Origin of the sequence: Acinetobacter sp. YH12117, assembly GCF_013418865.1 — a bacterium.
GTDB lineage: Bacteria > Pseudomonadota > Gammaproteobacteria > Pseudomonadales > Moraxellaceae > Acinetobacter > Acinetobacter indicus.
Window position 1 is genome coordinate 1 of record NZ_VPBF01000045.1, and the last position, 21,979, is coordinate 21,979.

Consider the following 21,979-nt stretch of genomic DNA (forward strand, 5'->3'; position numbering starts at 1 on the left):
ATGAGTACTATCCGGGAGACAGACTGCGGGTGCTAACGTCCGTAGTCAAGAGGAAAACAATCCAGACCGCCAGCTAAGGCCCCAAAATCATAGTTAAGTGGGAAACGATGTGGGAAGGCATAGACAGCTAGGAGGTTGGCTTAGAAGCAGCCACCCTTTAAAGAAAGCGTAATAGCTCACTAGTCGAGTCGGCCTGCGCGGAAGATGTAACGGGGCTAAAACTATGTGCCGAAGCTGCGGATGTATACATTGTATACGTGGTAGGGGAGCGTTCTGTAAGCCGATGAAGGTGGATTGAGAAGTCTGCTGGAGGTATCAGAAGTGCGAATGCTGACGTGAGTAACGACAAAACGGGTGAAAAACCCGTTCGCTGAAAGACCAAGGGTTCCAGTCCAACGTTAATCGGGGCTGGGTGAGTCGACCCCTAAGGCGAGGCCGAGAGGCGTAGTCGATGGGAAATTGGTTAATATTCCAATACTTCAGTGTAATGCGATGAGAGGACGGAGAAGGTTAAGTCAGCCTGGCGTTGGTTGTCCAGGTGGAAGGCTGTAGGCATGCATCTTAGGCAAATCCGGGGTGCTCTATGCTGAGAGCTGATAGCAAGCTAGTTTACTAGCGAAGTGGCTGATACCATGCTTCCAGGAAAAGTCTCTAAGCTTCAGTTACACTGGAATCGTACCCGAAACCGACACAGGTGGTCAGGTCGAGTAGACCAAAGCGCTTGAGAGAACTCTGCTGAAGGAACTAGGCAAAATGGTACCGTAACTTCGGGAGAAGGTACGCTGTTGACGGTGATGGGACTTGCTCCCTGAGCGGTTGACAGCCGCAGAAACCAGGCCGCTGCAACTGTTTATTAAAAACATAGCACTCTGCAAACACGAAAGTGGACGTATAGGGTGTGATGCCTGCCCGGTGCTGGAAGGTTAATTGATGGGGTTAGCGTAAGCGAAGCTCTTGATCGAAGCCCCAGTAAACGGCGGCCGTAACTATAACGGTCCTAAGGTAGCGAAATTCCTTGTCGGGTAAGTTCCGACCTGCACGAATGGCATAATGATGGCGGCGCTGTCTCCAGCAGAGGCTCAGTGAAATCGAAATCGCTGTGAAGATGCAGTGTACCCGCGGCTAGACGGAAAGACCCCGTGAACCTTTACTGCAGCTTGACATTGAACTTTGACCTTACTTGTGTAGGATAGGTGGGAGGCTTTGAAGTTGGAACGCCAGTTCCAATGGAGCCGTCCTTGAAATACCACCCTGGTAATGTTGAGGTTCTAACTCTGTCCCGTGATCCGGGACGAGGACCATGTCTGGTGGGTAGTTTGACTGGGGCGGTCTCCTCCTAAAGAGTAACGGAGGAGTACGAAGGTGCGCTCAGCGTGGTCGGAAATCACGCGTAGAGTATAAAGGCAAAAGCGCGCTTAACTGCGAGACCCACAAGTCGAGCAGGTACGAAAGTAGGTCTTAGTGATCCGGTGGTTCTGTATGGAAGGGCCATCGCTCAACGGATAAAAGGTACTCTGGGGATAACAGGCTGATACCGCCCAAGAGTTCATATCGACGGCGGTGTTTGGCACCTCGATGTCGGCTCATCTCATCCTGGGGCTGAAGCAGGTCCCAAGGGTATGGCTGTTCGCCATTTAAAGAGGTACGCGAGCTGGGTTTAGAACGTCGTGAGACAGTTCGGTCCCTATCTACCGTGGGCGCTGGAAATTTGAGAGGATCTGCTCCTAGTACGAGAGGACCAGAGTGGACGAACCTCTGGTGTACCGGTTGTGACGCCAGTCGCATCGCCGGGTAGCTATGTTCGGAAGGGATAACCGCTGAAAGCATCTAAGCGGGAAGCCTACCTCAAGATAAGATTTCCCTAGGACTTTATGTCCTCTAAAGAGCCGTTCGAGACTAGGACGTTGATAGGTTGGGTGTGGAAGCATAGCGATATGTGAAGCTGACCAATACTAATTGCTCGTGAGGCTTGACTATACAACACCCAAACAGTTGTTGTATCAAGCTGAATTCTAAACTAATCCTTGATTTAGTTAATGCGACACAATAAAATTCAGACCCAATAGCCAATCCGTTAATAACTCATTTGGAACAAAGTAAGGCATTACATGCAAAAGCATCAAGCTTAAGCAAAGTAACTAAGACCCGAACAAGTCCATAACAGTTGTGCTGGCGACAATAGCAAGAGTGAACCACCTGATCCCTTCCCGAACTCAGAAGTGAAACCTCTTAGCGCTGATGGTAGTGTGGGGTTACCCATGTGAGAGTAAGTCATCGCCAGCTCATTAATTCAAAATCCCCCTAGCTTAAACAGCAGGGGGATTTTTTTATGCTTTTAATAAAGTTATAGTGCTTCAATATAAATAAAATTATTAAAAAATAATCCATGTATAGAAAATTTTATCCCAGCTATTTGCTGTTAAATCTCTGTATTTCAGTTATTTTTGTGGCTATTGGTATGTATCCTGATCATGTGTTATTGAACTACTGGATGGTGGTAATACATTGGATTCTCGGAATTGTGCTGATGTATATATTGATTATCCGTTTACCGCTTTTTAATCGCTTTTATATTAATCGAAAAAAATTACATTATTCTATTGTACAAACCCCAATATATAAGCATGCAGAGTATAAGGCAGCACCCGTAATGTCTGGATTAGTGGTCTTTGGCTTGGTGTGTACCGTGTTATATGTATTCAACATGACAGAGTTTTATGTTGAATATGCGTTTATTGCAGGCTTATCTACAGGGAATATGAGTTTTTATTATGCTCTCTAAACCATCTCTAAGGTTCATTGAACTGCCGACTAGTATTTTTCAATGTAGTTCCTAATCCTTCTTTAAGAGTAGGATGATAGAAAGGTTTAGTAAGCAGCTTATCTCAGGTCATACTTTCGCCGCTTAGCTAGGTGAAAGCTGTCTATTTCCGTAGTGGGTAAGGTGCTACAAAAGTAGGATAAGCAATAAATAAAAAGAAACCCCATCATCCTGACGGGGTTTCTTCGTATTTCGTGCTTTAGGTATAACTCCTGTCGTACCTCACGATCCTGGTGTACAAACTTATTATTGTTGTTTTTCGTTTGGGAAACATCCTGTTTCCTGATGAATTTAGAATACGAAAATTCTGTGTGTACGCCTAGCCTCAATTATCTTCATTCAATGTAAGCCAAAACGTACAAGGAGACTGAACTATTTATTGGAAAATTTCAGCCATAAAAAACCGCCTATGTCAGGCGGTTTGGAATCAGACTGCTTAAGCAAACATTTGGCTTGCTGCGCAATATAGAATCCATAGAATCGCAATTGCTACGACAGGTTCCAAAACTTTGGCCCAGCCTGGAACAGTCGGTTCTGCTGCGACTGTGCTTTCTACTGGCGCATGATCGGCTTGTTGATGTAACATTTGATTAAACTCCTTCATCGTATCATCTAATGATAGCTCTTCTTGGGGAAGGGGTTTAGAGCCCTTTAACTCTGTTAGCTCGTTTGTTGACCAAACCCAATCATCTGCCTGACCTGACAGATGTTCAATTTGACCCTGTAGCAGCTCTTTTAAGCCGTTGCTGCCAAAGTTACCGGTTTCATCCAGCTGTTTTAATTCGGTCAGTTGCAGGCTTAAAATTACACTAATACCGTGTTCGAGTTCAGGTTTAGGCAGTTCAGACTGGTTGTGTACCGAAGTGGTCAGATGACGGGACACTTCCTGAATATACAGCGGATCGAGGGTCTTGATTTCCTGATAGAGCTTATTGTCATCTTCGCGCCACAGACGAATCAGTTTGCCTAGAGTTAGCGCATTGAGTTCCTGGATATATGCATTGCGGCTATCAGCATCGTACTGCTGCAAAAGCTGAGGCTTTTGAATTTTAACCTGATCGCTAAAGTATTGTACTAAATCAAAAGCCATGCATTTACTCCTATTTCTTTTTTAATCTAATAATCTTAGGCTTGGTTTTTTCTTTGGTGTTTCAGTTTGTTCCTCTGTGCTTGATTTTAAAGCATTTGGATCATTTTGGATATGTTCATATTCACTTGGATCAAAGAATAAACCCTGGCCATTTTCGCGAGCATAAATCCCCAAAACTGCAGCAATGGGTACATAAATATCGCGTGCTACGCCACCAAAGCGCGCCGAAAAGCTGATGGCATCATTGGAGATGTGCAAGCCATGGACTGCATGTGGCACGATATTTAACACAATCTGGCCATCCTGAATGAACTGCTCTGGCACCATGGTGTTGGGTTGGGTGGCATCGACCAGAATATGCGGTGTAAGCTGGTTGTCGCAAATCCATTCATAAATGGCACGCACTAGATAGGGACGGGTTGGGCTTAAGTTGAGTTCCTGTTCAGACATATCTACTCTCTACTTATTTATTAAAAATTCGCTATAGCGGTTTTTTTCCTGCACGGTTAAGGATTTTACAAATGCAGGGCGACTAAAATTTCGCTGGCAATATAAATGAATCGGGCGGCAATGCTGTTTTGGCAGTTCAATGCCCATGGCTTTCAGGCGCAGGAAAATTGGGGCCAGCATACAATCCAGGATGCCAAAGTTTTCCGCCATAAAATAAGGGAAATGCTGAAATAATGGTGTGAGTGAGACCAGTGTATCACGAAGCTGCTTTTGTGCCTTGGCCTGTGCTGCGCTATTCAGGGTATCTTCATGGCAAAGCAGGATATCGGCCAGCTTTAGCCAGTCCTGCTCAAAACGCCAGATGTATTGGCGCTGCTCTGCGCGGGGTGCTGGTGCATCGGCATAGAGCTTGTTTTGCCGGTAGCGGTCATCAACATATTCGGAAATAATTGGGGCATGGAACAGTTTTAAATCTTGCTCTACCAGCATGGGTAGGCGATTATAAGGATTCAGGCTGGCTAAATCTTCATCTTCATGGTCGACCAGGACCAGATGATATTTAATATTCTTCTCAGCCAGTACCAGGCGAATCCAGTGCGAGCGGAAATCGTCTGCATGACTGTATAGTGTAATTCCCTGTAGCGGTGTATTTTCCAAGGACATAAATCAGTAAGCAGCAAAATGAATCAGTTAGGATACTAAAATTCAACCTAAAAAGCACGAAGCGAAAAAGGATGAATCGGGTGAAAATGGGTTAGATTATAAAAAAATAACAGGAGCGGCGCAGTATGATGATAAAACTTGTGTTTCTGATGTTCTGCTTAGGAATTGGGGTAGTGAACTATTATTTCAGCAAGGCCTTCTGGCTGCATGAGGGCAGTTGGGGTAAAGATGTACCTGAACAATAAATTCTTTTATCTTTAAAATAACAGCCAATAAAAAAGCCTTGGATAAACCAAGGCTTTTTGTCCAACTCGGTAAACGAATTAACGTTTAGAGAATTGAGGACGTTTACGTGCTTTACGTAAACCAAGTTTCTTACGTTCAACTTCACGAGCGTCACGAGTAACGAAACCAGCTTGACGAAGAGCAGGTTTTAAAGTCTCGTCAGAAGCGATTAATGCACGAGTAATACCGTGACGGATCGCGCCTGCTTGACCACCGATACCACCACCAGCAACAGTGATGTAAAGGTCATATTTTTCAGTTGCTTCAAGAAGCTCTAAAGGTTGACGAACAACCATACGAGCAGTTTCACGACCGAAATATTGCTCTAATGAACGGTTGTTGATCACGAGTTTACCAGTACCAGCAGATAAGAAAACACGTGCAGTTGCGGTCTTACGGCGACCTGTACCATAGTTAGTAGCCATGTGCTGTATCCCTTAGATATCCAAAACTTGTGGCTGTTGAGCAGTATGAGGATGCTCGCTACCAGCGTACACTTTCATTTTCTTGATCATTGCATAACCAAGAGGACCTTTTGGCAACATGCCTTTCACAGCGCGTTGGAAGATTTCTTCAGGTTTGTGAGCAACTAACTTTTCAAAGTTAGTTTCTTTTAAACCGCCTGGGAATTCAGTGTGGCGATAGTATTTTTTGTCAAGTGACTTGTTACCAGTTACTTGAACTTGTTCAGCGTTGATAACAACGATGTAGTCACCAGTGTCAACGTGAGGAGTATAAGAAGTCTTATGCTTACCGCGTAAACGACGAGCGATTTCAGTCGCAAGACGACCTAAAGTTTTGCCAGAAGCATCAACAACGTACCAGTCGTGTTGAACTTCAGCTGGCTTAGCGCTGAGAGTTTTCATTAAACCACTACCTATTATAGTTGGTTTGGACGGTGAATCAGTCCAAACAAAAAGGAGACGAGATTCTAAACGAAATTGTCGAGAACCACAATGAAAATATAAAATTTCAAGCGCTGTATTTTAATCAAAATCCTGAGAAAAGAAAAGACTTGCCAAGAACATCCATCTGCCGTGCCTAGTACTGATCAACTTTCAGCTAAATATCCGCCTTCAAAAGCAGTTTAGATTGCCCCAAAACCGGCCAATCTGCCCGAATCTTCAGCAGAATTCACGGCCGCTGCGGTCAAAGTCTGCTTATAATGGGAGATGCCTTATTGTTTAGGATCAATCATGCTGCCTTTATATGTGACCAGTGGTGAACCTGCCGGCATTGGCCCGGATATTTGTCTGCATCTTGCCGACCGTGTAGATGAGCGTCCCGTTGTGGTTCTGGCCGATCTGGCCATGCTGGCCCAGCGTGCGCAAGTGTTGAAGATGCCGGTAGAACTGATTGAATACAGCGGGCAAACTGCTTCTTCAGAAAAAGGGCAGCTCTATGTCGAGCATGTGCCTTTACAGCAAGCTGTGGTGATGGGCGAGCTGAATCCGCAAAATGCCGCTTATGTGTTGGAACAGCTACGTCGTTCGGCCGATTATGCCATGTCAGGCAAAAGTGTCGGGGTAGCGACTGCGCCGGTACAGAAGTCAGTCATCAATGACGCTGGTATAGCCTTTAGTGGCCATACCGAATATTACCAGGAGTTTGCGGGCGTGCCGCGCGTGGTGATGATGCTGGCCACCAAAACCCTAAGAGTGGCCCTGGCCACTACGCATTTACCGCTGCGTGCAGTGGCTGATGCGATTACCGCTGAACGTCTGCATCAGGTGATTGATATTCTCATCCACGATTTAAAATCCAAATTTAAAATTGAGCAGCCGAATATTCTGGTCTGTGGTTTAAATCCGCATGCCGGTGAGGGCGGTTATTTGGGCATGGAAGAAATTGAGGTGATTAATCCGGTGCTGGAAAGCTATCGCGCGCAGGACATCCAGATGAGTTTAAGCCTGCCGGCTGATACCTTATTTACTCCGGAAAACCTAAAAGATGCCGATGCGGTTCTGGCGATGTATCACGATCAGGGCTTACCTGTGCTAAAATCGCAAGGCTTTGGTGAAGCCATCAATATTACTTTGGGCTTGCCGTTTATTCGCACTTCAGTTGATCATGGCACAGCACTCTCCCTCGCAGGCAGCGGTCTTGCGAAAAGCTCAAGCCTGAATGTGGCTGTTGATTTGGCGCTGGATTTAGCGCGTCACTGATCTTGTCTTTATTACACGTTGGAAATCTTTATGTATCAGATTAATGCCTTAAACCCGAAAGATGAAGGGCACCACACGCGCAAGCGTTTTGGTCAAAACTTTTTACATGACCAACGTGTGATTGCGAAAATTGTACGCTCGGTCAATCCGCGTCCGGGCGATAATATTGTTGAAATTGGCCCGGGTCTGGCGGCCTTAACTTCACCATTAATTGGTGAATGTGATGCCTTGACCGTTGTGGAACTGGACCGTGATCTGGCTGCCGGTTTGCCGGGGCGTGTGCCACATCCGGAACGTTTAACCATTATTGAAACCGATGCGCTGAAATATGATTTTAGCAATCTGTTTGAAGATGACCGTCCACTCCGTGTGGTGGGTAACCTGCCGTATAACATTTCGACCCCACTGTTGTTCCATCTCTTGGAGTTTGGTGACAAAGTCAAAGACATGCACTTCATGCTGCAAAAAGAAGTGGTCGACCGGATTACGGCTGCACCAAATACCAAAGAATACGGCCGTTTGTCGGTGATGATTCAGTATTACTGCAAACCAACTTTCCTGTTTGAAGTGCCACCGGGCTCTTTTAGCCCGCCACCAAAAGTGACTTCTGCGGTGTTTCGTTTAGAGCCGTATGAGGTGAAACCGATTGTGGCGAAAAATGAAAAGGCTTTATCGCGTCTGGTTTCGCATGTGTTTACCCAGCGTCGTAAAACCTTGCGCAATAGCTTAAAAGGCATGCTGGCAGAAGATGGTTTTGAAAAAGCCGGTGTCGATCCGATGGCACGTCCAGAAACCCTGACCCTGGCCGAATTTGTGGCTTTGGCAGATCAAATGGTGGTGTAAAACAACGATGGCACGTTATAACTATGTGATTGGCGATGTACAGGGCTGTTTTGAAGCCCTGAAAGCCTTGCTCAAGGAAATCCGCTTTGATCCGGATCAGGACTTTATCTGGTTTGCCGGTGATCTGGTGGCACGTGGTGAAAACTCGCTTGGCGTGTTGCGCTTTGTCAAAAAGCTGGCCGATCGTGGTGTTGCGACCACAGTGCTGGGCAATCATGACCTGACTTTGCTGGCTGGTGCACGTGGCCTGAAAGAGATTAAAGACAAAGACCAGACCCGCGATGTGATTGATGCCATCGACAGCGATGAATTGATTGACTGGTTACGCAAGCAGCCGTTATGTGTCTGTCCGAATGAATCGACCATCATTACCCATGCCGGTATTCCGCATTTGTGGGACGCAGAAAAAACTCAGGCGCTGGCCAAAGAAGTTGAAGCGGTGATTCAGCATGACGATTTTGCGGTGATGGATCATTTTCTGGCCGAGATGTTTGGCAAAGAGCCGGCCCTCTGGTCAGATGATTTGCAAGGCAATGAACGCTTACGCTGTATCGTCAACTATCTAACCCGCATGCGCCTGACCGATGCAGAAGGACGCCTGGAGTTCAGTTTTAAAGACAGTCTGGACGATCCGATGCCGGCCGGCTTTAAACCGTGGTTTGAATATGTTTCGGCTGCAGCTGAAACGCATCAGATTATTTTTGGGCACTGGGCCGCGCTGCAAGGCAAAACTATTTCCGCCCAGATTCAGAATGTCGATGGGGGCTGTGTCTGGGGGCATCAACTGGTGGCTTATCGTTTGGAAGACCAGCAATTGTTTACAGTGGATAATCCACTGGAAGAATGGTAACAATATTTTATCTTTATAATTTAAAAATGTGATGTCGAAATGAAAACAGCCACCTATTAAAGTGGCTGTTTTTTTGAATTTTATTGAATTCGAATCCAAGTTTGGCTGCGCCCTAGTGTAGACACCCCCATATAAGCGCGCAAAGTCAAACGCTTACCTGTCGAGTTGAGGCGGATTTTTGCATCGTAAATACGACCTGCCAATGGATCAATTACGCGTCCTTTTTCGTAATTATTGCTATCTTTGACTTGTTTTAAGCCTTTTAAAATATCCATCCCTAAAATAGGTTGGTCAGTATAAGGCGCAGGACACTTATTACAAAGTTCACGTGGGGTATAACCTGGACGTGGAGTTACTTTAATAATTTTACCCGTATAGGTTTGATTGGCTTCTTTACGAATTTCGATGACAGCTTTAGGTGAGCCTGTTTTATCATCAATTTGTTGCCAAGTCCCTGCTAAATCTTGTGCCATCGCCAAAGTGCTTAGACTGCCGAAGATGACGGCTATTCCTAAAGCCAATTTCTGAATCATTTTATTTCCCTTACTCGGTCTTTGCGGCTAGTCTAATCTGTGAATTGACTGACACAAAGTCCCGAGTATCTAGAAAAAATGACCGATGCGACACAATTACTCGCTTATTGTTGGCGAATCCACGTTTGTGTCCGACCAATGGCTGAAATTCCGACGTAACCACGTAAAGTTAGACGTTTATTATTAGACGCTAAACGGCCTTTCAGGCTATACATTTTGCCTGTAAGTGGATCTAAAATACGTCCATCGGCATAGTTGTTATTTTCCACATGCTTTAAGCCATGAATAACTTCCAAACCCACCAAAGGTTTGTTGGTATAAGGTGCAGGACAATTCACACACATAGTTTTTGGAGTATAGCCTGGTCTTGGTGTGACTTTAATAATTTTACCTGTAAAGCTGCCATTTTCAGCTTGGGTAATTTCAATAAGTGCTTTAGGTGAGCCTGTTTTGTCATCAATACTTTGCCAGATACCCGTTAGGTCTGATGCAAACGCTGAGCCACTGAAGATGAAGCTTGCAAATGCGCCCATCAATACATTTTTCTTCATATCAGTTCCTTTGATTGTCGAAAGTTATCACAGAGGTTAATTCAAGGTATAAAGCGAGTTGTGGAAGGAGTCAAGCGATTTGAGAGGTAATTAATTTTAAAGTTGCAACTAAGATGCAGAAAAACCAATAAAAAATGCCACGAACGTGTGGCATTTTATGTGAAAAGAGAAGTGATTAATTATTCGCTTTTAATCCAAGTTTGGCTGCGTCCTAAGGCCGATACACCGACATAACCTCTGAGGGTTAGACGTTTACCGTTGCTGCTCAGTTTAGCTTTGGTACTGTAAATATTGCCAGACAGCGGATCAATAATCTTGCCGCCGCTATAGTTGTGTTTGCCCTTATACGCCAGTCCTTTTAGTACATCCATGCCTAAAATGGGCTGATTGGTATAAGGCGCAGGGCAGTTGACACAGGTTTCTTTTGCTGTGTAACCCGGACGTGGCGTTACTTTGACGATTTTAGCGGTATAAGTGCCATTAGCTTCTTGACGAATCTCTAAAATGGCTTTGGATGAACCGGTTTTATCATCAATATTGCGCCAGGTACCGGAGAGATCTTCCGCGAAAACGCCAGCACTGAATGTGGCTGCCAGAAGTGCCACTGTATATTTAAATTTTCCCATGTTTCTATCCCTTTAATACACTTCAAAAAATTCAATTTTCATCTTAAGAATATTTTTTCATCAACACAAGATGTAAATATTGATTCTTGAGTCACATTTTTTGAATAAAGAGTATAAATGTTGGCAGCCAGACTGCGGTAAACACGGCATTCACCGCCATCCCAAATGCAGCATAACGACCGGCCACACTACCGCGTTGCCAGGCCTGTGCTGTGCCAATCGCATGTGCGGCAAGGCCTAAGGCCAGTCCTGAGGCGCGCTCATCATTAATATGACGCAGCAGCAGCGGTGAGAAAGCGGCACCAATCACCCCGGATAAAATCACAATCAGAATGGCCAGACTGACCGGCGCTTCCAGCAGGGTGGCAATATTGATGGCAATTGGCGTGGTCACGGCACGGGTGGCAAATGCCATGATGTCATCCCCGGCCATATGTAAGAGATAGGCCAGTCCCATTGGCAAGGCTACGGCGCTGATGCTGGCAAACAGCAAAATGCCCAGAATGGCTTTGAGCGGCAGATCATCATAGCGCATGGCCGCCAGCGGAATCGCCAGTGCCACGGTCACATAACCCAGCAGATGGTTAAACAGCGGATTGACCTGTGCCATATAATCTTCATAGGGAATGCCAAATACATACAGCAGTAGCACAATAAAAATCATGCCAAAGACAATGACCGGAATTTGCGGCAGTTTCTGGTTACAGGGTTTGGCAAGCAGATAGGCCACCAGGGTGATTAAAAAGCCATAAACAATTGCGAGCATGTTTTAATCTCCTAGAGCCAGCGTTTGGCCATTTTGGCATACAACCATAACGGCAGTAGGGTGCTGAGAAACAGCACCACCAGAAAAGCCGGAATTTTATTGCCCATATGGGTCAGCATCAGCAGTGAGCCGGCACTAATCGGTAAAAAGGCAAACGCACTTTCTTTCATGATTTTATTGTTGGTATCGACAATCCGGGCTGGAATTTTATGCAGTCGGCGCCACAGGAAAAGCACCACCAGCAGGCTGAGTAAACCCATCAGGTTGCCCAGTTCAGGATGGTTGAAATAGGTCGCAATCCAGACGGCTGTTTCACGAAATACAATAATTAAGAGAAGTGTGCCAATCCAAGCTGGCCAGTCGATACGTTTAAGCCTGTTCATTTTTTATCAGTCGGTCATATTTTACTGTTCAAGTTTTAACTGATCTCATCATCAATTTCAAATTCTTCTAAAGGCCGTTTAAATTGCTGAGCCTTGGCACCCAGAATTTCGTCCAGCGGCAAGTGCGCCTGACGGATCATCTGTTCCAGTTTGGCAGGGGCCATATTTACGCGCAGATTCAGTTGTCCCTGCTCATCATAGTGCTCGGACTGAATCACATTCAGTTCATAAAACTGGTTGCGTAATTTGCCATAGGCCGGTTTTAATACCACATCAAAACTTTGAATCTGGCCCATCAGACATTCATGTACCGCCTGACGTAACAGTTCCAGTCCCTGACCCGAATGTGCTGAAATATACACTCGCTCCGGCTGATGAGGCTTGGCATAGACAATTTTGGCCTGCTCGCCGGTGCAGTCGATTTTGTTATAAACCCTGAGCACCGGCACATCTGCGCCAATTTCTTTCAGGACGCTCTCAACTGCTTCAATCTGTTCCAGCATGTCCGGACTGCTGGAATCAATCACATGCAGCAACAAGGTCGCTTCCAGAGTTTCTTCCAGCGTGGCCTTAAATGATTCCACCAGCGAGTGCGAGAGATTACGGACAAAACCCACGGTATCGGCCAGCACCAGCGTACCAATCCCATCCCATTCCAGCCGGCGTAAGGTCGGGTCGAGCGTAGCAAAGAGCTGATCGGCGGCGTAGACATCGCTATTGGCCAGAATATTAAACAGCGTCGATTTGCCGGCATTGGTATAGCCAACCAGTGATACGGTAGGAACGGCGGCTTTTTGACGGGCCACACGACCCTGCATACGGGTCTGGCGGACTTTATCCAGTTTGGCTTTCAGCTGGCCCATACGAATTCTTAACAGGCGGCGGTCGGTTTCCAGCAAGGTTTCACCCGGACCACGTAAACCAATCCCGCCTTTTTGACTGTCCAGATTGCCGCGGCTACGAATCAGGCGTGAGGAGAGGTGATGCAATTGTGCCAGCTCGACCTGCAATTTCCCTTCATAGGTCCGGGCGCGCTGGGCGAAAATATCCAGAATCAGCTCGGTCCGGTCGACCACACGGCATTTCATGATTTTTTCAAGATTACGTGCCTGTGCCGGCGTCAACGCATGATCGAAAATCACCAGTTCAGCCTCGAGTTCTGCAACCAGCGCAGCAATTTCGTCCGCTTTACCAGAACCGATAAATAACTTGGCATCGGGTTTAATCCGCTGGGCAAACACATGCTGCAAAACTTCAGCACCTGCAGATTTTGCAAGCAGATGAAATTCTTCTGCATCAAGGTCTTCTAAAATCTGTACGCTGACGCTCACGAGCACAACGCGTTCACCACCTTGATGTTGCTGGTAATCTGGCACCTGGGCATTTCTCCTCATGAAAATTCTATTCTAGAGCAAAAAGCGCCAGCTGCGTGAACTAGATGAAGATGATTACAGCAGCATGACAAAAAGCAGGCGAATCCTCACAATCCTCAATTTGGAATCAGTATCATCCTCTTTGTGAGAGGGAGGCATGGAAAGCTTGATCGTTGTATCTGATTCATCAGCATGATCATTACATCAAGGGATTTGCTGTGGATTTATCCATTGCAGCAAGACTGTAGAAGAATTGGTATAGCGCATTTCAATTGAGCGATCTGGACAGTTTTTCGATGCTTATGATCAATGTCTGGTCAATTGCTTCAAGATAGAATACAGTTCTCTGAACAATTCTTGCTGTGATTTTCGCAATTCACGATTATGCTATGTCTCAAGTTTCTTTATCTTCATCCGCTTCAATGAATAGTCTGTCCAAATTTTTTCTCTATTCTAAAAAAATCACTGCCGGTCTGGCAGCGGTGAGCGAAGGCTTTTATCTGGTGTATCGTCACAGCTTGTATAAGCAGCCGAATAATCCGCAGAATACCCGTTATGTGCAGCATTTTTGCCGTCAGTTGTGCAAGGTGTTCAATATTGAAGTCGAAGTGCATGGAGAAATTCCCACCCAGCCGGCCTTATGGGTCAGCAACCATGTGTCATGGCTAGATGTGCCGGTGCTCGGTTCAGGTGCGCGGGTATTTTTTCTGGCCAAAGCTGAAATTGAGCAATGGCCGGTGTTTGGAAAGTTGGCCAAAGGTGGCGGGACCTTATTTATTAAACGCGGTTCGGGAGATTCGATTAAAATCCGCGACCAGATTACCCAGTTTTTAAAACAGGATGTGCCGGTACTGTTTTTCCCGGAGGCCACGACTTCGGATGGGACTAAAATTAAAAAAGTACATGGCCGTTTATTGGGCGCGGCAATTGAAGCGCAGCGTCCGGTGCAAATCTGCCTGATCTGTTATATCAACCAGCAGGGCGAGCTGGATACCGTAGCGCCGTTTATCAATGAAATGACCTTTATTGAGCATGTTAAAAATGTGCTGGAAATGCCAAAGGTCACCGCACATTTAATGGCTCTAAACCCGATTTCGGTAGAAGGGCATACGGTGGAAAGCCTGACCTCGCTGGTTCAAAACAAGATGATTGAGGGCTTGGAGCAGCTGCATCAAAAAGTCCTGATTCAGCAGGCCAGTGCTTAAGCTTTAACCTGTGTTGCAGGCTTACATAAAGCCCTCAATTGGCAGCCAGGAAATGATTTTCATGGCTGCTTTTTCATACCATTTCATTTTTGGTTCTTTAACAAATACGCGTTCTTCACCTTTGCTATTTACGACACGCCAGTTAATGTTGTTTTGTGCATCCAGCACCAGACGGTAAGCATATTTGGATAAATTGGCATCCATGGTCTGATGCACCGATCTCGCCAGCGTCGGACTGTTGAGCAATACGCCAATTTCACTGTTTAAATAGGCCGAACGCGGATCAAAATTAAAAGAGCCAATAAAGACCTGTTTTTCATCCAGTGCCATCAGTTTGGCATGCAGGCTGGAACGGCTCAGACCTTTTAAGCTGACTTTGGCTTTTTTCGACAGTTCTTCGGTATTGCTGTTCAGATGCTCGGCCTCGGGTGCATATAAAAACTCATACAGCTCGACATCATTTTCCAGTAAGTCCTGACGGTATTTGGCATAAAACGCGTGTACCAGCGGAACGTCATTGGCCTTATAGGAATTGGTCAGTACCCGCACCTGTACGCCGTCATTGGCCAGCTGTTTTAAGCGGTCAGCCCCGGATTCTTCCGGTACAAAATAGGCCGAAATAATATCCACACTTTCAGTCGGTTTTTCCAGATGACTGAGCAGCTGGAAATTCAGTAATTCTTCTTTGGGTGCGCGGTCTTTAATCTTGCTTGGCGAGTCTTTCACCACTTCTGCTTTGACCCAGTCAAACTGGATTTTGTGGTTAAACCACTGTTCAATGGCTTGGGAGCGTGTGGCTAAATCAAGATAATTTTGTACCGCCACTTCTGCAGAATGGTCTTCGAGCTGCTGTTTCAGGCTTTCATAACGCAGATGATGCTGCTGTGGATTGACCAGCTGCTTGACCGAATAGGCATAATCATCATTCCAGTATTCATCAAAGGAGTGAATGATTTCATCGGAGGCAGAACCAACCAGCATCACATCGACATCGGAAAACTGATAGCTGTCGCTGACGTTATAATACTGGTTACTCATATTGCGCCCGCCAATCAGGGCAATCTGGTTATCGGCAATAAAGCTTTTATTGTGCATGCGCCGGTTGATACGTTTTAAATCTAGCACCATGTCCATGGCGCGGTATTTACGGAAGCGGTACGGATTGTATAGCTTGACGTCGATATTGCTGTGCTGGTCCAGCGCCAGATAAATACCTTCCATTTTCTTGGCATTGTTATCATCGACCAGCAAGCGCACTTTCACGCCGCGATCAGCTGCGCGAATAATTGAATGTAGTGCCAGCGCCCCGATTTTGTCGTTGTCCCAGATATAATATTGCAGGTCTAGGGTTTCTTCTGCCTTATCAATTAAATACAAGCGTGCTGACAGGGCTTCCAGCGGATCGTACAGCACCCGATAACCGGTCAGCTGCGGATTTTTTTCACGCAGCGGCAATACAATCTGGGCCAGATGGGTATGCTCGGTTGGCGTTTCAAAAGCCATTTGAACCGGATGTTCAATCTGTTTGGGCAGGGTTGAACAGCCACTGACTCCCAACACTAAACTGCAACTCAACAGCATGGCCGCGGTAGAAGAAGACATAGAACTTCTCGCGTATGTATTTGATTGCAAATTAAATTTGTCAGGATGTATCATATTGTCTAAAACAAGTCCAAAATTTGGTTTGAGTATAATTGCCAGCTGTGAAAAGATAAATATAAGAACGGACGAATTTAGTCGCCGGGGGAGAGTCGGGCATAACTATGTGGGATAGCCAATCAATTATACTGTATTTCTATATCGGCCTGGCCATATTGGCAGTTTGGGCTGTGTCGCAGGCATGGCGTAGTCAGGCCAATACAGAAACGATTCATCCCTTTAAAGCCTTTGTGCATCTGCTGGCCTTTTATCTGTCTTACTTATTAATTCCGCTGTTTTTCTTTAGTATTTATGCCGGCTGGATTGGCTATTACTCCTTGCATGAAGCCATTTTTATCGGGCTGGTCAGTGGTGTGCTGGTCTATGCGCGTTTTATTGAGCCACATCTGATTCTGGTCAAAACCACCCGCTATCAGATGCTGCCCGATCAGCCCTTGCAACGCCCGGTCCGAATTGCCCTGATTGCCGACCTGCACATTGGTCTGTTTTCCGGGCATGAACGCCAGCTCAAGCAGATTGTCGCCAAGATTAACCAGGAAGAACCGGAAATGGTGCTGGTGGCAGGTGACTGGACCTATGAGCCGGAAAATAAACTGGCCGATGAACTGGCAATACTAAAAGAGATTAAAGCGCCAATTTATTCCGTGACCGGCAATCATGATGAACAGTATCCCGGACCGCCGATTCAGGAACTGCTCAAACATGCGCTTGAGGTTAATCATGTGATTGATATTGAAGGGCAGATTGTCGAGTTTGACGAGTTCCGCCTGATTGGGATTGGCGATTTATGGTCCGGCCGTACCGATATGCGCTATATGCCGGATTTACCGCAAGACAAGCCGTGGCTGATTTTGTCGCATAACCCCGATACGGTCGATATGGTGCCGAAATTGCCAACTCATCCCTTAATGCTGTCGGGGCATACCCATGGCGGTCAGGTGGAATTGCCGTGGCTGACCGATTATGTAATGAAACGCGTATCGATTGTCGGCCATAAAAAAGGCCTGTACCGGCATGAACATGCCGATGTGTTTGTCACTGTTGGTACTGGGATGGTGGGTGTGCCATTTCGTTTTCGGGTGCCACCGACCATTGATATTATTGAACTCTGCTAATGCCAAAAGGTGGGCGTTTTAAAAGACCCACCACAGCAAGGCAATCAGAATCACGACGCCAATCAAGACCAATACCCCGATATTCAGGCGGTGATTGTTCCGGTTTAAATCTTCAATACCATTTGCCGCTGTTTCGACCGGGGCTTGTGCTTCGGTATGTAGCTGCGGGCGCGGTGGATCTTCAGTATCAAAATAAGGTGTGCTGATGTCGTCTATCGGTTTGGGGGCACATTCACCCTTGGAGGCATCCATGGCCAGACCGTGCTGGCGAATCAGTTCATCAATCAGCTGCTGGGCTTCTGCTTCAGTCAAATGACTGTCTGTTCTGAGGTACTGCACCGCTTCATGGCGTTTGCCATCATCCAGCAACAAAATAACTTTCACCAGTTGTTCTTCCCGAAGGGTTTCAATCAGACAATCCATACAATGACCTGCTGGTGGGGATAAGCTTTTATTGTTTCTAAACTTGGCCAGATGCAATAGTGTGTTTGTGTATGATTTTGCATCACAAATAAAAAACCAGCGTTCTCTACGCTGGTTTTTCAGTCAGATGAACATTTTAAATCTGGCTGTTGACATCATCATGCTTGGTTTCACGAATTGCCAGGAAGGCCAGAAGTGACAAGATAGATGCAGCAGTCAGGTAATAACCCACGGCAGCCAGACCATATTCGGTCGCCAGTTTGGTGGCAATCAGCGGTGCAAAAGAGGCACCGAAAATACCGGCCAGGTTAAAGGTCAGCGCAGAGCCGGTATAACGTACCGAAGTCGGGAAAATCTCTGACAGGACGGTCCCAATTGGACCATAGGTTAGCCCCATAATCGCCAGACCAATACACAGGAACAGGAACACCACCAAGGTATTGCCGGATTCCAGCATGCTGGCAAAAACCAGACCAAAGAGCGCCGATACAACACACACACCAATAGACGTGGCTTTACGGCCGAATTTTTCTGCCAAAATCGCTGAGAGTGGAATAAACGCTGCAAAGCACAGGGTAGCAATCAGCTGTAATTCCAGGAAGTCGGCGCGGCTATAACCGAGCTGGGTGGTGCCCCAGTTGAGCGCGAATACCGTGGTCAGATAGAACACTACGAACGTACAGATCGCGGCAATGGTGCCTAAAATCAGCATGCCCCAATGTTTGGTCATGACTTCTTTAAACGGTACATTCACTTCTTTCTGTTTGTTTAAAACATTCTGGAAAGCCGGTGTCTCATGCAGTTTTAAACGAATCCACAGACCAACAATCACCAGTAAAGCACTGGAAATAAAGGGAATACGCCAGCCCCAGCTCATGAATGCTTCTTCGCTCATGAACGCGCCTAACAGCAGGAAGGAACCGGTGGCCAGAATAAAACCAATTGGAGCACCCAGTTGCGGGAACATGCCGTACCAGGCACGTTTGCCTTCCGGTGCATTTTCGGTGGCCAGTAAAACCGCACCTGACCATTCACCGCCCAAGCCCAGCCCCTGACCTAAACGGCACAGGGCCAGCAGTAACGGTGCGGCAATGCCGATTTGTGCATAGGTGGGTAACAGGCCAATGGCTACAGTGGAAATCCCCATGGTCAGCAGCGCAGCGACCAGGGTGGCTTTACGCCCAATACGGTCACCGAGGTGACCAAACAGTGCCGCGCCAATCGGGCGGGCAATAAAGGCAATGGCAAAGGTGGCCAGAGACTGAATGGTGGCGGTCATTGGATCGGTACTGGTTGGGAAGAACAGGTACGGGAAAATAATGACCGCAGCAGTCGCATAAATATAAAAATCGAAGAATTCGATGGTAGTGCCTACCAGACTCGCGGTGAGGACACGAAATTTTGAGTTCGTTGGTGCTGCTTCTTCATTGATTGCAGCAGAAGTTGATGACGCCATGAATGACCTTACACTTATTAAAAATAAAAAATTAGTTTTACAAGCGTAATCTTTTTAAAAAAGGCGTAATTTCTTAAAAAAACAACGGCAATCGTTTCGATTCAACGCGCTCAGGGTCACTGAAATGGAGAATCAAAACAATTAAATCACGTACAGATAGATAGACAGAAAATGTGATCCTGCCCCGATCAATACAAAAATATGCCAGATAGCGTGTGTGTATCTTACCCGTTTTAACGCATAAAACAATGCACCAATCGTATAAGAAATTCCACCAATCAATAAAAAAGTTAGCGCAGGTGGACTTAAAAAGCGTTGCATATCATCAATCACCAGAAGTGCTAACCAGCCCATCACCAGATAGGCAATCAGTGAAATTTTCTGAAACCGGTTGATGAAAACCAGCTTAAATACAGTGCCAATCAGGGCAATAATCCACAGTGCAATTAACAGATATTGCGCTTTGGCAGTAGGAATGGCGATAGACAGAAAAGGGGTATAGGTGCCAGCAATTAAATAATAGATGGCGGTGTGATCGAGCTTTTTATACCAGCCGCGGCGCTGTGGGCTGTCGGCATAATGGTACAGACTGGACGCCGAAAACAATAGGAACATACTCAGCGCATAGACCCACAGCCCGATCCAAGGGCCAATACTTAAATAACTGCCTTTAATCACTAAAAAAATACCGGCCACCAGCGCCAAAGCCGCGCCTATGGCATGGCTGATGAAGTTCATTCGTTCTTCAACCGGATCGTAGTCGGGTGCCAAGGGTGCATTCATAAGCGTGGGATCGTTATAATTAAAATATACGAATGTATAGTAATTCAATTTTGCATTTCGCGTAAGACGCTTTACACTTTAGCTGCAATTCATTTCAGGTTTTACTCATGTCTCAATTGGCGACTTCTCCCAATCCGGAACAACAATTTCTAGATACATTTCAGCAAGCCATTGAAACACAGCGTTTTGAGCGTTTAATTCTGAGTCAGTACAAAGGCGAACTTGAACAGCTGGAAAAAATGACCTTCCGGGTCATTTCTTTACAAAATGAAGCTGTACTGAACTGTGTGTACCGATATAAAACCCAGGATGTCACCAAAAACTATCCGCTCACTGAGGCAGTGGCTCAGGTCAGCGCGCTGCTAGGCTGCTGCAAACAGGCCAATTTATTGACCCTGGATGAAGACCTGCAGCTGAAAAAGAACAAGAAAAAAGCCATGCTGATGGTGAACAAGAAAAAAGCTGAGGTTGCACCGGCAACTGTTACGCAAGGTCATGACCGCAGCAAACAGCGTTATGTCGAACAGGACAGCCCATTTTTGCAGCATTTAAGCATTACCGATCAGCATGGCCAGATCATTCCGAGCATGGCGCGAAAATGGAAACAGATTAATAAATTTGTGGAAATTTTCTCCGGGGCGGTGGAGCAGCTCAACACTCAAGATCAGCCCTTGCATATTGTCGATTTTGGTTCCGGTAAAGGCTATTTAACTTTTGCCCTGTATGACTATCTGGCCAAGCATCAGCAGACGCCGTATGTGACCGGTGTGGAACTGAATCCGAAAATGGTCGCGTTCTGCCAGCAGGTGGCGCAAGATTCCGGCTTTCAGCAACTGGACTTTTTCCAGGGCGATGTCCGTACCTATGCACCGGAACAGCTGGATGTGATGATTGCCTTGCATGCCTGTGATGTCGCCACCGACTTTGCCATTCACACCGGCATTCGCCTGAATGCACAAATGATTATGTGTGCGCCGTGTTGCCATAAAGAATTGCGTCCGCAGTTACAGGCACCCAAAGTGCTGCAACCGATGCTGCACTTTGGAATCCATGCCGGACAGCAGGCGGAAATGCTCACCGATACCATCCGGGCCTTATTGCTGAAAGCCTATGGCTATGAAACCAAGGTGTTTGAGTTTGTGTCACTGGAACATACCAGCAAAAACAAGATGATTCTGGCCACCAAACGCAAAGACTATACTGCGCCAGATGCGGCGGTGCTGGCCCAGATTCAGGCCTTAAAAGAACTCTATGGCATTCAGAAACATTCGCTGGAGCTATTGCTGAATGATCAGTGGGACCAGCAGGATATCGGACGTAAATGTTAAGGATAAAACAATGAGCCAGATCAGTATTCATGCCGGCAGCTGGCAGGACTTGCAGGCCGATGCCAAAGTAATTCGTGAAGCGGTTTTTATTCAGGAGCAGGCAATTGCCCCGGAAGATGAATGGGATCAGGAGGATGCAGTAGCGCTACATTTTGTCGCGTATGCACAGCAGCAGCCAATCGCTACCGCACGTTTGCTCTCCAACCATAGCATTGGCCGGGTTGCGGTCTTAAAGTCTTACAGAGGTTTAGGTCTGGGCAAGAAAGTGATGGAAGCCATTATTCAGCAGGCCCAGCAGGAGCAGCGTCCTTTTCTGGTGTTATCAGCACAAGTCTATGCCACCGGTTTTTATCAGCAGCTTGGTTTTCAGGTCGAAGGTGAGGAATATCTGGACTGTGGCATTCCGCATATTCGGATGCGCCGTGAACTGCACCCAACTGAAGAAAAATAGCAATCTGCATCCAATAAAAAAGCGGACGTGAAGTCCACTGCTGTCCCATAGTTTGCTTTAAATAAAAAAACCTGAGTCCTAACAGTTAAAATATGAGTGTAAACAAACACTTTAACGACCAGGATTCAGGTTTTGTCACATCAGAATACCGTATTTCATG

At 46.3% G+C, this 21,979-nt stretch carries 22 protein-coding genes and 2 rRNA genes; 9 read left to right on the forward strand and 15 right to left on the reverse strand.

The genetic code is table 11. The annotated features are described in order from the left end of the window. Both FTU55_RS12890 and rrf read left to right on the forward strand, forming a co-directional pair. A 23S ribosomal RNA gene (locus FTU55_RS12890) occupies positions 1-1,977 on the forward strand; the annotation flags it as partial. Between the two features lie 191 nt (positions 1,978-2,168). After that, a 5S ribosomal RNA gene (gene rrf / locus FTU55_RS12895) occupies positions 2,169-2,283 on the forward strand. A gap of 974 nt (positions 2,284-3,257) precedes the next feature. Here the strand turns inward: rrf and FTU55_RS12900 are convergent. The 5 genes from FTU55_RS12900 to rplM all read right to left on the reverse strand — a co-directional run bounded on the left by FTU55_RS12900 (position 3,258) and on the right by rplM (position 6,175). After that, on the reverse strand, positions 3,258-3,911 hold the full coding sequence (locus FTU55_RS12900; protein WP_180047296.1) for a hypothetical protein: 654 nt from the start codon (positions 3,909-3,911) through the stop codon (positions 3,258-3,260). Positions 3,912-3,932: 21 nt separating this feature from the next. Further along, complete coding sequence (locus tag FTU55_RS12905; RefSeq protein WP_005175725.1) at positions 3,933-4,361, reverse strand: ClpXP protease specificity-enhancing factor; 429 nt, start codon at positions 4,359-4,361, stop codon at positions 3,933-3,935. A 9-nt stretch (positions 4,362-4,370) separates the two neighbouring features. Further along, complete coding sequence (locus tag FTU55_RS12910; RefSeq protein WP_180047298.1) at positions 4,371-5,024, reverse strand: glutathione S-transferase N-terminal domain-containing protein; 654 nt, start codon at positions 5,022-5,024, stop codon at positions 4,371-4,373. Between the two features lie 323 nt (positions 5,025-5,347). Next, positions 5,348-5,734, reverse strand: coding sequence for a 30S ribosomal protein S9 (rpsI, locus tag FTU55_RS12915; protein WP_004785251.1), 387 nt, complete (start codon positions 5,732-5,734; stop codon positions 5,348-5,350). A gap of 12 nt (positions 5,735-5,746) precedes the next feature. Beyond that, positions 5,747-6,175 carry a 50S ribosomal protein L13 gene (gene rplM, locus FTU55_RS12920; protein ID WP_004857442.1) on the reverse strand — a complete coding sequence of 143 codons (429 nt, stop codon included), beginning with the start codon at positions 6,173-6,175 and terminating at the stop codon, positions 5,747-5,749. A 330-nt stretch (positions 6,176-6,505) separates the two neighbouring features. On the opposite strand from rplM, the gene pdxA reads away from it, so the two are divergent. The 3 genes from pdxA to FTU55_RS12935 are packed head-to-tail and all read left to right on the forward strand — an operon-like array spanning position 6,506 to position 9,167. Next, positions 6,506-7,474: a 4-hydroxythreonine-4-phosphate dehydrogenase PdxA gene (gene pdxA, locus FTU55_RS12925; protein WP_160243510.1), complete on the forward strand. Its 969-nt coding sequence runs from the start codon at positions 6,506-6,508 to the stop codon at positions 7,472-7,474. Between the two features lie 30 nt (positions 7,475-7,504). After that, positions 7,505-8,317: a 16S rRNA (adenine(1518)-N(6)/adenine(1519)-N(6))-dimethyltransferase RsmA gene (rsmA, locus tag FTU55_RS12930; RefSeq protein WP_180047300.1), complete on the forward strand. Its 813-nt coding sequence runs from the start codon at positions 7,505-7,507 to the stop codon at positions 8,315-8,317. A 7-nt stretch (positions 8,318-8,324) separates the two neighbouring features. Then, positions 8,325-9,167 carry a symmetrical bis(5'-nucleosyl)-tetraphosphatase gene (locus FTU55_RS12935; RefSeq protein ID WP_104472009.1) on the forward strand — a complete coding sequence of 281 codons (843 nt, stop codon included), beginning with the start codon at positions 8,325-8,327 and terminating at the stop codon, positions 9,165-9,167. An 80-nt stretch (positions 9,168-9,247) separates the two neighbouring features. Here FTU55_RS12935 and FTU55_RS12940 read toward each other — a convergent pair whose 3' ends face one another. The 6 genes from FTU55_RS12940 to hflX all read right to left on the reverse strand — a co-directional run bounded on the left by FTU55_RS12940 (position 9,248) and on the right by hflX (position 13,420). Beyond that, a complete protein-coding gene (locus FTU55_RS12940; RefSeq protein ID WP_180047302.1) occupies positions 9,248-9,700 on the reverse strand; it encodes a DUF2147 domain-containing protein in 453 nt (150 codons plus the stop codon). A 104-nt stretch (positions 9,701-9,804) separates the two neighbouring features. Next, positions 9,805-10,251, reverse strand: coding sequence for a DUF2147 domain-containing protein (locus FTU55_RS12945; protein ID WP_005175748.1), 447 nt, complete (start codon positions 10,249-10,251; stop codon positions 9,805-9,807). A gap of 179 nt (positions 10,252-10,430) precedes the next feature. Then, the gene (locus FTU55_RS12950) at positions 10,431-10,877 is read right to left on the reverse strand and encodes a DUF2147 domain-containing protein (RefSeq protein WP_163142734.1); all 447 of its coding nucleotides are present in this window, start codon (positions 10,875-10,877) and stop codon (positions 10,431-10,433) included. Between the two features lie 91 nt (positions 10,878-10,968). Then, the gene (locus FTU55_RS12955) at positions 10,969-11,643 is read right to left on the reverse strand and encodes an LrgB family protein (protein WP_016659801.1); all 675 of its coding nucleotides are present in this window, start codon (positions 11,641-11,643) and stop codon (positions 10,969-10,971) included. An 11-nt stretch (positions 11,644-11,654) separates the two neighbouring features. Next, complete coding sequence (locus FTU55_RS12960) at positions 11,655-12,026, reverse strand: hypothetical protein (RefSeq protein ID WP_045794996.1); 372 nt, start codon at positions 12,024-12,026, stop codon at positions 11,655-11,657. Between the two features lie 35 nt (positions 12,027-12,061). Beyond that, positions 12,062-13,420, reverse strand: coding sequence for a ribosome rescue GTPase HflX (gene hflX, locus FTU55_RS12965; RefSeq protein ID WP_180047304.1), 1,359 nt, complete (start codon positions 13,418-13,420; stop codon positions 12,062-12,064). 368 nt (positions 13,421-13,788) lie between these two features. Between hflX and FTU55_RS12970 the strand changes: the two genes are divergently transcribed. Next, positions 13,789-14,604, forward strand: a complete 816-nt coding sequence (locus tag FTU55_RS12970; protein ID WP_034597361.1) for a 1-acyl-sn-glycerol-3-phosphate acyltransferase — start codon at positions 13,789-13,791, stop codon at positions 14,602-14,604. Positions 14,605-14,625: 21 nt separating this feature from the next. On the opposite strand, the gene FTU55_RS12975 is transcribed toward FTU55_RS12970, so the two are convergent. Next, positions 14,626-16,206, reverse strand: a complete 1,581-nt coding sequence (locus FTU55_RS12975) for a phospholipase D family protein (RefSeq protein ID WP_257222851.1) — start codon at positions 16,204-16,206, stop codon at positions 14,626-14,628. 161 nt (positions 16,207-16,367) lie between these two features. Between FTU55_RS12975 and FTU55_RS12980 the strand changes: the two genes are divergently transcribed. Continuing rightward, positions 16,368-17,378 (forward strand): metallophosphoesterase, encoded by a 1,011-nt coding sequence (locus tag FTU55_RS12980; protein WP_104470660.1) that lies wholly within the window; start codon positions 16,368-16,370, stop codon positions 17,376-17,378. An 18-nt stretch (positions 17,379-17,396) separates the two neighbouring features. Here the strand turns inward: FTU55_RS12980 and FTU55_RS12985 are convergent, their stop codons facing one another. The 3 genes from FTU55_RS12985 to FTU55_RS12995 form a co-directional block, all read right to left on the reverse strand. Further along, positions 17,397-17,801, reverse strand: coding sequence for a hypothetical protein (locus FTU55_RS12985; RefSeq protein WP_180047308.1), 405 nt, complete (start codon positions 17,799-17,801; stop codon positions 17,397-17,399). 136 nt (positions 17,802-17,937) lie between these two features. After that, positions 17,938-19,257, reverse strand: a complete 1,320-nt coding sequence (locus FTU55_RS12990; RefSeq protein WP_075167916.1) for an MFS transporter — start codon at positions 19,255-19,257, stop codon at positions 17,938-17,940. Positions 19,258-19,398: 141 nt separating this feature from the next. Beyond that, a complete protein-coding gene (locus FTU55_RS12995; protein WP_005175777.1) occupies positions 19,399-20,040 on the reverse strand; it encodes a hemolysin III family protein in 642 nt (213 codons plus the stop codon). Positions 20,041-20,147: 107 nt separating this feature from the next. On the opposite strand from FTU55_RS12995, the gene FTU55_RS13000 reads away from it, so the two are divergent. Both FTU55_RS13000 and FTU55_RS13005 read left to right on the forward strand, forming a co-directional pair. Then, positions 20,148-21,368 (forward strand): SAM-dependent methyltransferase, encoded by a 1,221-nt coding sequence (locus FTU55_RS13000; RefSeq protein ID WP_180047310.1) that lies wholly within the window; start codon positions 20,148-20,150, stop codon positions 21,366-21,368. Between the two features lie 10 nt (positions 21,369-21,378). Beyond that, the gene (locus FTU55_RS13005) at positions 21,379-21,819 is read left to right on the forward strand and encodes a GNAT family N-acetyltransferase (protein ID WP_005175783.1); all 441 of its coding nucleotides are present in this window, start codon (positions 21,379-21,381) and stop codon (positions 21,817-21,819) included. The last annotated feature ends 160 nt before the right edge of the window (positions 21,820-21,979 follow it).